Genomic DNA, 12,051 nt, shown 5'->3' on the forward strand with positions numbered 1-12,051 from the left:
TGACGCCTCTAAACTGACTCCGTGACCGACAACGCTCAGCAGCAGCCTCCAGCGCCCACCTCCGAACTGCCGACCCAGTACGCGCCGGCCGAGGTAGAGGGGAAGCTGTACGAGCGCTGGGTCGAGCGGGGTTACTTCGCCGCCGACGCGAAGAGCGACAAGCCCGCGTACACCATCGTCATCCCGCCGCCGAACGTCACCGGGTCGCTGCACCTGGGGCATGCCTTCCAGCACACGCTCATGGACGCGCTGACGCGTCGTAAGCGCATGCAGGGTTTCGAGGCGCTGTGGCTGCCGGGGATGGACCACGCGGGTATCGCGACGCAGAACAAGGTCGAGCAGCAGCTCGCCGAAGAGGGCAAGTCGCGGCAGGACCTCGGGCGCGAGGCGTTCGTCGAGCGCGTCTGGCAGTGGAAGGAAGAGTACGGCGGCAAGATCCTCGGGCAGATGCGCCGGCTCGGGGACGGTGTGGACTGGTCGCGCGAGCGGTTCACCATGGACGAGGGTCTTTCGCAGGCCGTCCAGACCATCTTCAAGAAGCTGTACGACGACGAGTTGATCTACCGCGCCGAGCGGATCATCAACTGGTGCCCCCGATGTCTGACCGCCATCTCCGACATCGAGGTCGAATACCAGGAGGACGACGGCGAGCTCGTCTCCATCAAGTACGGGGAGGGCGACGAGACCCTCGTGGTCGCCACCACCCGTGCCGAGACCATGCTCGGTGACACCGCCGTCGCCGTGCACCCCGACGACGAGCGCTACAAGCACCTCGTCGGCAAGCGCATCAAACTGCCGCTGACCGACCGCACCATCCCCGTCGTCGCGGACACGCACGTCGACCCCGAGTTCGGCACCGGCGCCGTCAAGGTCACCCCCGCCCACGACCCCAACGACTTCGCCATCGGCCAGCGCCACGGCCTGGAGTCGATCACGGTCATGGACGAGCGGGCGGTCATCACCGTCCACGGCCCCTTCCAGGGACTCGACCGCTTCGAGGCCCGCTCCGCGATCGTCGGCGCGCTGCGCTCGCAGGGCCGGATCGTCGCCGAGAAGCGTCCGTACGTCCACTCCGTGGGCCACTGCTCGCGCTGCCGTACGACCGTCGAGCCGCGCCTGTCCATGCAGTGGTGGGTCAAGGTCGGCCCGCTGGCCCAGGCCGCCGGCGACGCCGTCCGGGACGGCCGCGTCGCGATCCACCCCGCCGACATGTCGAAGCGCTACTTCGACTGGGTCGACAACATGCACGACTGGTGCATCTCACGGCAGTTGTGGTGGGGTCACCGGATTCCCGTCTGGTACGGCCCCGAGGGCGAGGTCGTCTGCGTCGGCCCCGACGAGGAGCCGCCGAGCGGCGAGGGCTGGACCCAGGACACCGACGTCCTCGACACCTGGTTCTCGTCGGGGCTGTGGCCGTTCTCCACGCTCGGCTGGCCCGAACAGACCCCGGACCTGCAGAAGTTCTACTCGACGGACGTCCTGCTCACCGGCCACGACATCATCTTCTTCTGGGTCGCCCGGATGATGATGTTCGGCCTGTACGCCATGGACGGCGAGGTCCCCTTCAAGACCATCGCCCTCACCGGCCTGGTCCGCGACGAGCGCGGCAAGAAGATGTCGAAGTCCTTCGGCAACGTGGTCGACCCGCTGGACTGGATGGACAAGTACGGCTCCGACGCCGTCCGTTTCACCCTCGCCCGCGGCGCCAACCCCGGCACCGACGTGCCGATCGGTGAGGACTGGGTCCAGGCGTCCCGGAACTTCGCCAACAAGATCTGGAACGCCACGCGCTTCGCGCTGATGAACGGTGCGACGGTCGAGGGGCCGCTGCCGGAGGCGTCGAAGCTGTCGGCGACCGACCGGTGGATCCTGTCCCGGCTGAACAAGACCGTCGCCGAAGTCGACGCGCTCTACGACGACTTCCAGTTCGCGAAGCTGTCCGACGCGCTCTACCACTTCGCGTGGGACGAGGTGTTCGACTGGTACGTCGAGCTGTCGAAGACGACGTTCATGGCGGGCGGCGAGCCGGCGAAGGTGTCCGGCCGGGTCCTCGGTGAGGTCCTGGACGTGACGCTTCGTCTCCTCCACCCGGTCGTTCCGTTCGTGACGGAGACGCTCTGGACCACCCTCACCGGTGGTGAGTCCGTCGTCGTCGCCGAGTGGCCGAAGGACAGCGGGTTCCGTGACACCGCCGCCGAGCGGGAGATCGAGACGCTTCAGGAGGTCATCACCGAGGTGCGGCGCTTCCGTGCCGACCAGGGGCTGCAGCCCGGTCAGCGGGTGCCGGCGCGGCTGAGCCTCGACGGGACCGCGTTGGCTCCGCACGAGGCGGCCATCCGGCAGCTGCTGCGTCTCCAGCCCGAGGGCGACAGCTTCTCGGCCACGGCGACCCTGCCGGTCGGCGGTGCCACCGTCGCGCTCGACCTCTCCGGCACGATCGACGTCGGCGCGGAGCGTAAGCGGCTCGCCAAGGATCTCGCCGCTGCCGAGAAGGAGAAGGCCCAGGCGAACGGGAAGCTCGGCAACGAGGCGTTTCTCGCGAAGGCGCCGGACCAGGTGGTCGAGAAGATCCGCACGCGGCTTGCCAAGGCGGACGAGGACATCGCCCGGATCAAGGAGCAACTGGAGCGGCTGCCGGAGGCGTGACCGGGGGCGGGGGGTGGTTTTTTCGCCCCCTCCGCCCCTACCCGTCCCTTGTTCCTGGGGCTCCGCCCCAGACCCCGCTCCTCAAACGCCGGAGGGGCTAAAAATCTTTGGCGGGGGTCTGGGGGCGGCAGCCCCCAGGGGACGGGAATGGGTAGGGGCGGCGGGGGCGAAAACCCCTCCGTAGACTGACCCCGTGAGCCAGCTTCCCCCGCACGACAGCAGTGAGTCAGAGCCGCAGGATCCGTTTGGGCTCTTCGACGAGATCGTCGAAGCCGAGACCGGCCGGGATCCCGATCTCGCGGTGATCGAGGCCGGCAGCCGAACCCTGCGTACGCAGGGCGGTGGCGCGCCGGAGGCCGACGTGCCCGGCCGGCCTGCCGACCCCGAGATCGACAAGGCGTTGCGCGAGGTGGAGGCCGAGCTCGCGACCCGCTGGGGCGAGACGAAGCTGGAGCCGTCCGTCAGCCGCATCGCCGCGCTGATGGACGTGCTGGGCGAGCCGCAGCGGGCGTACCCGTCGATCCACATCACGGGCACGAACGGCAAGACGTCCACGGCCCGCATGGTCGAGGCCCTGCTCGGCGCCTTCGACCTGCGCACCGGCAGGTACACCAGCCCGCACGTGCAGTCGATCACCGAGCGGATCAGCCTCGACGGGGCGCCGATCCCCGCCGAGCGGTTCATCGAGACGTACAACGACATCAAGCCCTACATCGAGATGGTCGACGGTCAGCAGGAGTACCGGCTGTCGTTCTTCGAGGTGCTGACCGGCATGGCGTACGCGGCGTTCGCCGACACACCGGTGGACGTCGCCGTCGTCGAGGTCGGCATGGGCGGCAGCTGGGACGCCACCAACGTCATCGACGGGGACGTCGCCGTGGTGACCCCCATCGACCTCGATCACACCGACCGGCTCGGTGAAACGCCCGGTGAGATCGCCACCGAGAAGGCCGGCATCGTCAAGCAGGGCGCGACCGTCATCCTGGCGCAGCAGCCGGTGGACGCGGCGCAGGTGCTGTTGAAGAAGGCCGTCGAGGTGGACGCGACGGTGGCCCGGGAAGGGTTGGAGTTCGGGGTGGTCGCGCGGCAGGTCGCCGTCGGCGGGCAGCTGGTCACGTTGCGCGGGCTCGGCGGGGAGTACGAGGAGGTCTTCCTGCCGTTGCACGGCGCCTACCAGGCGCACAACGCCGCCGTGGCGCTCGCCGCGGTCGAGGCGTTCTTCGGAGTCGGCGCCGCGCACACCCAGCGCCTCGACATCGACAACGTCCGCAAGGCCTTCGCCTCGGTCACCGCACCGGGCCGCATGGAGGTCGTACGCCGCTCGCCGACCGTCGTCCTGGACGCCGCGCACAATCCGGCCGGTGCCCGTGCGACCGCCGAGGCCGTCAGCGAGGCGTTCGACTTCAGCCGGCTGATCGGTGTGGTGGGCGCGAGCGGGGAGAAGGACGTACGAGGGGTTCTCGAGGCCTTCGAGCCGATCTTCGCCGAGGTCGTGGTCACGCAGAACTCCAGTGATCGCGCGATGGACACGGACGAGCTGGCCGGTGTCGCCGTCGAGATCTTCGGTGACGACCGGGTGCAGGTGGAGCCGCGGCTCGATGACGCGCTGGAGGCCGCGATCACGCTGGCCGAGGAAGAGGGCGAGTACGCCGGCAGCGGTGTGCTGGTCACCGGGTCCGTCATCACCGTCGGCGAGGCCCGACTGCTGCTGGGGAGGGGCTGAACACTGTGCGTACGCTCTGTGCTTCGACGCTGATCGGCGAGTTCTTCGTCATCGGGTTCGCCGGTCTGGTCGCGATGAAGGATCCCGATCTGGCGACCTCCACGGTGTTGACGGTCTGCGGGATCCTGATGGCGCTGAGCGTCCTGCTCTGCGGGATGATCACGCGGCCCGGGGGCGTCCAGCTCGGCTGGGCCCTGCAGATCGCGCTGGTCGCCAGTGGTTTCATCGTGCCGACGATGTTCATCCTGGGACTGGCCTTCGGGGCCCTGTGGTGGGCGTCCATCCACTACGGGCGGAAGATCGACGAGGCCAAGGCCAGGTTCGCGGCCCAGGCGCAGGCACAGGGCGCGGGGCAGGCTCCGGCGGAGGGCAACGCGGGGTAGTGGCGGCCGCGTACCTCCGTACCACCTGACGCTGCGTAACACCCACCCAGACACGCCCTGTAGCCTCGGTTCCCCGCACACCATGTGATCGAAGGAGCCATCAAGTGAGCCAGCGCACCCTCGTCCTTCTCAAGCCCGACACCGTCCGTCGCGGCCTGACCGGCGAGATCATCAGCCGTATCGAGCGCAAGGCGGGCTGGCAGATCACCGCGCTGGAGCTGCGGACGCTGGACCAGGACACGCTGGAGCAGCACTACGGCGAGCACAAGGGCAAGCCCTTCTACGAGCCGCTGGTGGAGTTCATGGCGTCGGGTCCTGTCGTGGCGCTCGTCGTCGAGGGCGACCGGGTCATCGAGGGCGTGCGCGCGCTCGCCGGGCCCACCGACCCGATCGCCGCCGCCCCCGGCTCCATCCGTGGCGACTTCGGTGTGATCGTCCGCGAGAACCTGATCCACGCCTCCGACTCCGAGGAGTCCGCCGAGCGTGAGCTGAAGATCTTCTTCCCCGGCCGCGGCTGAACCGCCGGGTCCGAAGCGGGCCGAGCACCGAACCGCAGGCACCGGGCCGTAAGTATTTCGAGAAACTTTCTGAGGGGGCGTCAGCCCCACTCGGGTGTCTGACCTGGGGCGGCCGTGGATTTCCGGCCGTCCCGTGGCATATGCGTGCCGATCGGGGGAACGCGTACCCCCGATGGCCCGTCTCCAGGAGCGGGGCGGCGTCTCATCTGCTGACAATGGCGAAGACCCTCGCGCAGTGTTCGTGCAGGCGCGTCTACGATGGAAGCCTTCACGTCACTGCACCCACCTCGCCGTCCTAAAAAGCCGTCAAAGCTCCACTTGGGAAGGCCAGACGAATCCTGATGGGGAACTCAATGTCGTTCATCGGCCGTGACATGGCTGTCGACCTCGGGACCGCCAACACGCTGGTGTACGTCAGGGGTCGCGGGATCGTACTCAACGAGCCGTCCGTCGTCGCGATCAACACCAACACCGGTGGAATTCTCGCGGTCGGCGCGGAAGCGAAGAAGATGATCGGGCGGACCCCTGGCAACATCGTTGCCGTGCGTCCGCTGCGGGACGGTGTGATCGCCGACTTCGAGATCACCGAGCGCATGCTCCGCTACTTCATTCTGAAGATCCACAAGCGGCGCTATCTCGCCCGCCCCCGTGTCGTCGTCTGTGTGCCCTCGGGCATCACGGGCGTCGAGCGCCGTGCCGTCATCGAGGCGTCGTCCCAGGCCGGGGCGCGCCAGGTGCACATCATCGAGGAGCCCATGGCCGCGGCCATCGGTTCCGGCCTGCCGGTCCACGAGGCCACGGGCAACATGGTGGTGGACATCGGCGGCGGCACCACGGAGGTCGCGGTCATCTCGCTCGGCGGCATCGTCACCGCCCAGTCCATCCGCGTCGCGGGCGACGAGCTGGACAGCTCGATCATCCAGCACATCAAGAAGGAGTACTCACTTCTTCTCGGTGAGCGGAGTGCCGAACAGATCAAGATCACGATCGGTTCGGCGTACGACCTCGACAATGACGAACACACCGAAATCCGCGGCCGGGACCTCGTGTCCGGGCTGCCCAAGACCGTCGTCATCTCCGCGGCCGAAGTGCGCAAGGCCATCGAGGAACCGGTCAACTCGATCATCGACGCCGTGAAGACGACTCTCGACAAGTGCCCGCCGGAGCTGTCCGGCGACATCATGGACCGCGGAATCGTTCTGACCGGCGGCGGAGCCCTGCTGCGCGGTCTCGACGAGCGGCTGCGCCGCGAGACCGGCATGCCGATCCATATCGCGGAGGACCCGCTGGACAGCGTTGCGCTCGGCGCCGGTAAGTGCGTCGAGGAGTTCGAGGCGCTGCAGCAGGTTCTGGACGCCCAGCCGCGCAGATGAGGTAACTCTTCGATTCCGCCGTACGAGATGCACCCTTCTCGTACGGCGGATCGTTGATATTCAGGCATAAGCTCCCCCATAACATCCTCAACACCCTTGGCATTTCTGCTCGGGGTGCGCCCCTGTTGACCCACGAAGGAAGGCACGGCCGCCGCACGTGAGGGACACACGAGAGAGCCGGCTGCTCCTGGTGCTGCTGATCGCCATCGCGTTCGCTTTGATCACGGTGGACATCCGCGGTGGCGAGGATTCACCGGTCGACGGTGCCCGGGGGGCCGCCGCCACGGTCTTCGGCCCGATCGAGAACGGGGTGGCGTCCGCGGTCGACCCCGTCGGCAACGCGATCGCGGCGGTCCGCGACTCGGGCGAGCGGCACGACCGCATCGCCCAGCTCGAGAAGGACAACGCGGCCCTGAAGGTGAAGCTCGGCAGCGACGACCGCAACAGCAGCCGGCTCACCCAGCTGGACAAGATGCTGAAGACGGCGGGCGCCGGCCAGTACGGCATCAAGGGCGCCGAGGTCATCGCGATAGGAGCGGCCCAGGGCTTCTCCTGGACCGTCACGATCGACGTCGGCTCCAGCGACGGCATCACCCGCGACATGACCGTCCTCAACGGAGACGGACTCGTCGGGCGCGTCACCACCGTCGGCCCCAACACCGCCACCGTGCTGCTCGCCAACGACCCCGACTTCACCGTCGGCACGCGCATGGAGTCCACCGACGAGCTCGGCTTCGCCTCCGGGCAGGGCGACCAGCCGTTCCGCGTCGAACTCCTCAACGGCAAGGCCAAGATCAAGAACGGCGACCGTCTGGTCACCTTCGGCTCGCAGGCCGACAAGCCCTTCGTGCCCGGCGTCCCGGTCGGCGTGGTCTCCCGCGTCGACCCCTCCGGCGGCGACCTGACCCGCACCATCTACGTCAAGCCGTACGTCTCGTTCACGAAGCTCGACATCGTCGGCGTAGTCGTCGAGGCCCCCAGCAAGGACCCGCGCGACGCCGTGCTGCCGCCGAAACCGAAGCCAACGCCCACGCCGACGGTGACCGTGACGGTCACCCCCTCGGCGCTCGTGCCCGTCGACGGCCAGCAGCAAGAGCAGTAGGAGCCGAACCCCCATGCGTTTCAACCGGATGCTGCTCTCCACCACCCTGGTGGTTGTCGCCCTGGTGATCCAGGTGAGCGTCCTCGCCCGGCTCCACCTCCCGGGCGCCGTCCCCGACCTGCTGCTCCTCACCGTGCTGGCCCTCGCCATGGTCTACGGCCATGTCGGCGGCGCCCTCATCGGCTTCGGCGCCGGCCTCCTCGCCGACCTCGCCCCGCCCGCCGACCACGCCGCCGGGCGCTACGCCCTCGTGCTGTGCGTCATCGGCTATCTGGCGGGCCTGGTCAAGCCCGAGAGCGGCCAGCTCAAGTCCGCGACAGGACCGATGGCCGTGGTGGTCGCCGCCGCGGTCGGATCCACCCTGCTGTACGCCGGAGTCGGCGCCCTCGTCGGCGACACCTCCGCCCGCCATGTGGGCCTCACCGGGCTGCTGTTCACCGCCGCCCTGTACGACCTGCTGCTCGCGCCCTTCGTGGTCCCCGGGCTGATGGCCCTGGCCAGACGCGCCGAGAACGATCCGCTCGCCGAGGCCAATTCGGGCGGCAAATCGGGCGACGTCGCCTCGGGCTGGCTGTCGTCCGGCACCGGGCTGCGCATCGGCAGCCAGCGCGGGGGACTGCGGGTGAAGGCCGCCAAGGCGCGCGTCGCCCGGGCGGGACGCATCAAGGGGGTCAAGCGGCTTTGAGCACGCACCAGTTGGTGGCCCGGTCGGTGGCCCGGCCACACAGGTTCACCGTGTACTCGTATGACTCGTACGCACACTGAGAGGGGGAGGCAGCAGCAGTGACCAACATCCCCGAGACCGGCAGGACCCCACGGGTCCAGATCCGACTCGTCGTCATCCAGATTCTCGTACTCTCCCTCCTCGGCACCCTCGGCGGACGCCTCTGGTACCTCCAGATCCGCAACGGCGACGAGTACGCCAAGGAAGCATCCGGCAACCATGTCCAGCAGGTCGTGAGTCCCGCCGTACGCGGCTCGATCCTCGACGCACGCGGGGTGCCGATCGCCGACAACGAGACCCGGCTCGTGGTCTCCGCCTCGCGCACCGACCTGCTGAAGATGAAGGACGACGGCAAGGCCGTCCTCACCAAGCTCGCCGCCGTCCTCGGCATGAAGCCCCAGGACGTCATGGAGAAGGTCCGCCTCTGCGACGCCAAGACGCCGCAGCCCTGCTGGAACGGCTCGCCCTACCAGCCGATCCCCATCACCGACGAGGCCACCGCCAAGCAGGCCCTGCAGATCCGCGAACGCTCCGAGGACTTCCCCGGCATCACCGCCGAGCCTGAGGCCGTACGCCGCTACGCCGCACCCGGCGGCGCCAACACCGCCCAGGTGCTCGGCTACCTCTCGCCCGTCACCGACGACGAGATCACCAAGGCCGAGGACAGCGACTCGCCGTATCTGCGCTCCGACCAGGTGGGCCGCTCAGGCCTGGAGCGCCAGTACGACCAGGAGCTGCGCGGCAAGGCGGGCGTCACCCGCTACGAGGTCGACAACCTCGGCCGCGTCATCGGACAGGCCGAGAGCGACGCGGCCGAGCCCGGTTCGAACGTCGTCACCAGCATCGACGCACGCGTGCAGAGGGTCGCCGAGTACCAGCTCAACGAGGCGATGAAGGACGCCCGTGACGTGTTCGACAAGAACACCGGCGAGAACTACAAGGCGGACTCCGGGGCCGTCGTGGTGATGGAGGCCAAGACCGGCCGCGTCGTCGCCATGGCCTCGAACCCGACGTACGACCCGAACGCCTGGGTCGGCGGCATCTCCGGCAAGGACTACGCCCAGCTCACCGGCAAGACCTCCAACTACCCGCTGCTCAACCGCGCGATCCAGGGCCAGTCGGCCCCCGGCTCGATCTTCAAGGTCGTCCCCACGGCCGCCGCCATCAACGCGGGCTACTCCTTCGACGGCCCCTACGAGTGCTCCAGCTCGTACTCCATCGGCGGCCAGACCTTCAAGAACTTCGAGACCAAGGGCTACGGCCCGATCAGCCTCGGCCGGGCCCTGGAGGTCTCCTGCGACACCGTCTTCTACCGCCTCTCGCACGAGGAGTGGAAGAAGGACGGCGGCATCGACCCGAAGGGGAAGCCGAACGACTGGTTCTACAAGACGGCCCACCAGTTCGGCCTCGGCGCGGAGACCGGCATCGACCTCCCCAACGAGGTCACCGGGCGCATCCCCGACCGCCAGTGGAAGGAAAGCTACTGGGAGGCCAACAAGGACTCCTGGTGCAAGTACGGCAAGAAGGGCGGCACGTACGCCGAGCAGATCGCGTACGAGAACTGCCTCGAAGGCAACAAGATGCGCGCCGGTGACTCCGTCAACTACTCCATCGGCCAGGGCGACACCCTCGTCACCCCGATCCAGATGGCCGCGATCTACGGAGCGATCTCCAACGGCGGCACGCTGTACGAGCCCACCGTCGGCAAGGCCATCGTGAGCGCCGACGGCAAGAACGTCGAGGAGATCGCGCCGAAGGCGAACGGCAAGCTGCCGATGACGTCCAAGACGCGCGACGAAATAGACGGTGCCCTCGCGGGAGTCGCGACGCAGGGTACGGCCGCCTGGCGATTCGGCGGCTGGCCGCAGGACGAGATCCCGATGCACGCCAAGACGGGTACCGCCGAGGTCTACGGCAAGCAGACGACCTCGTGGTTCGCCACGTACACCAAGGACTACACGGTCGTCATGACCATCTCCCAGGGTGGTACGGGCTCCGGCGCCTCGGGCCCCGCCGTGCGCAACATCTACAACGCGCTCTACGGCGTCTCCGCGGACGGCACGATCGACAGCAAGAAGGCGCTGCTGCCCACCCCGCAGAAGAGCCTGCCGAAGATCCAGTCCGACGGTTCGATCGACGCCCCGAAGATCGAGAAGTACGACCCGGAGAAGGAGCAGGCCAGCGAGACCGAGGCGCTCGGCGGGATCGACGGACAGCTCCCGGGCGCGACGGTCTCCTCGCCGTCGGCGGAGAACCGTGACACCCGACGGCGCAGAGCCCGAGGGTGCGGCAGGCGCAGGACGACCGGGAATCGGAGACTGCTCACATGACCGGCGCGAACAACTTCTCCGTCTCCGGGTACGGACCCGAACGCGGCAGCCTCTCCCGGTTGTTCGCCCGTGACTCGCTGGCCCGGCGGCTCGACTGGCCGATACTGTTCTCGGCCATCGCGCTCTCGCTCATCGGCTCGGTCCTCGTCTACTCGGCGACCCGCAACCGCACCGAGATCAACCAGGGCGACCCGTACTACTTCCTGATCCGCCACCTCATGAACACCGGCATCGGCTTCGGCCTGATGGTCGGCACGGTCTGGCTCGGCCACCGCACCCTGCGCACCGCCGTCCCGATCCTCTACGGCCTCTCGGTCGCCCTGATCCTGGCGGTGCTGACCCCGCTCGGCGCCACGGTCAACGGCGCCCACGCCTGGATCGTGCTCGGCGGCGGCTTCTCGCTCCAGCCCTCCGAGTTCGTGAAGATCACGATCATCCTGGGCATGGCGATGCTCCTTGCGGCCCGCGTCGACGCCGGTGACAAGCCCTACCCCGACCACCGCACGGTCCTCCAGGCACTGGGCCTGGCCACCGTCCCGATGATGATCGTCATGCTGATGCCCGACCTCGGTTCGGTCATGGTCATGGTCATCATCGTGCTGGGCGTACTGCTCGCCTCCGGCGCGTCCAACCGCTGGGTGTTCGGACTGCTCGGCGCCGGCGCGCTCGGGGCGATCGCGGTCTGGCAGCTCAAGATCCTCGACGAGTACCAGATCAACCGCTTCGCCGCCTTCGCCAACCCCGAACTCGACCCGGCAGGCGTCGGCTACAACACCAACCAGGCGCGTATCGCGATCGGTTCGGGCGGCCTGTTCGGCACCGGCCTCGGCAAGGGCTCGCAGACCACCGGCCAGTTCGTCCCCGAACAGCAGACGGACTTCGTCTTCACCGTCGCGGGCGAGGAACTCGGCTTCGTAGGCGCCGGACTGATCCTGGTGCTCCTCGGCGTGATCCTGTGGCGCGCCTGCCGTATCGCCCGCGAGACCACCGAGCTGTACGGCACGATCGTCGCCGCCGGCATCATCGCCTGGTTCGCCTTCCAGTCCTTCGAGAACATCGGCATGACCCTCGGGATCATGCCGGTCGCGGGGTTGCCGCTGCCCTTTGTGTCCTACGGCGGCTCATCGATGTTCGCGGTGTGGGTGGCCGTGGGGCTGTTGCAGTCGATCAGGGTGCAGCGGCCGATGTCGGCCTAGGTGGTGCTCGGGTGTCGCCCCGGAAAACATGAGGCGACACCCGGGAAAACGACAAA

Annotated in this window: 9 protein-coding genes; all 9 read left to right on the forward strand. The window is 68.3% G+C overall.

All coding sequences use genetic code 11. The features are described 5' to 3' along the window. The first annotated feature begins 21 nt into the window (after positions 1 to 21). The 9 genes from OG266_RS29270 to rodA all read left to right on the forward strand — a co-directional run bounded on the left by OG266_RS29270 (position 22) and on the right by rodA (position 11,995). Complete coding sequence (locus OG266_RS29270) at positions 22 to 2,646, forward strand: valine--tRNA ligase (RefSeq protein ID WP_371549188.1); 2,625 nt, start codon at positions 22 to 24, stop codon at positions 2,644 to 2,646. Positions 2,647 to 2,839: 193 nt separating this feature from the next. Next, on the forward strand, positions 2,840 to 4,369 hold the full coding sequence (locus tag OG266_RS29275; RefSeq protein WP_266462283.1) for a folylpolyglutamate synthase/dihydrofolate synthase family protein: 1,530 nt from the start codon (positions 2,840 to 2,842) through the stop codon (positions 4,367 to 4,369). A 5-nt stretch (positions 4,370 to 4,374) separates the two neighbouring features. Then, positions 4,375 to 4,752, forward strand: a complete 378-nt coding sequence (locus tag OG266_RS29280) for a DUF4233 domain-containing protein (protein ID WP_266462286.1) — start codon at positions 4,375 to 4,377, stop codon at positions 4,750 to 4,752. Positions 4,753 to 4,856: 104 nt separating this feature from the next. Beyond that, a complete protein-coding gene (ndk, locus tag OG266_RS29285; RefSeq protein ID WP_266462288.1) occupies positions 4,857 to 5,270 on the forward strand; it encodes a nucleoside-diphosphate kinase in 414 nt (137 codons plus the stop codon). A 353-nt stretch (positions 5,271 to 5,623) separates the two neighbouring features. Beyond that, positions 5,624 to 6,643: a rod shape-determining protein gene (locus OG266_RS29290; protein WP_266462291.1), complete on the forward strand. Its 1,020-nt coding sequence runs from the start codon at positions 5,624 to 5,626 to the stop codon at positions 6,641 to 6,643. Between the two features lie 157 nt (positions 6,644 to 6,800). After that, complete coding sequence (gene mreC / locus OG266_RS29295) at positions 6,801 to 7,745, forward strand: rod shape-determining protein MreC (protein WP_266462294.1); 945 nt, start codon at positions 6,801 to 6,803, stop codon at positions 7,743 to 7,745. A gap of 13 nt (positions 7,746 to 7,758) precedes the next feature. Beyond that, the gene (mreD, locus tag OG266_RS29300) at positions 7,759 to 8,430 is read left to right on the forward strand and encodes a rod shape-determining protein MreD (protein WP_266462297.1); all 672 of its coding nucleotides are present in this window, start codon (positions 7,759 to 7,761) and stop codon (positions 8,428 to 8,430) included. A 98-nt stretch (positions 8,431 to 8,528) separates the two neighbouring features. Beyond that, positions 8,529 to 10,799 carry a penicillin-binding protein 2 gene (gene mrdA, locus OG266_RS29305; protein WP_266462300.1) on the forward strand — a complete coding sequence of 757 codons (2,271 nt, stop codon included), beginning with the start codon at positions 8,529 to 8,531 and terminating at the stop codon, positions 10,797 to 10,799. After that, positions 10,796 to 11,995 (forward strand): rod shape-determining protein RodA, encoded by a 1,200-nt coding sequence (gene rodA / locus OG266_RS29310; protein ID WP_266462303.1) that lies wholly within the window; start codon positions 10,796 to 10,798, stop codon positions 11,993 to 11,995. Before mrdA ends, rodA begins: the two co-directional genes overlap by 4 nt. The last annotated feature ends 56 nt before the right edge of the window (positions 11,996 to 12,051 follow it).

This window comes from Streptomyces sp. NBC_00554 (genome assembly GCF_041431135.1).
In the GTDB taxonomy this organism is placed as follows: Bacteria; Actinomycetota; Actinomycetes; order Streptomycetales; family Streptomycetaceae; genus Streptomyces.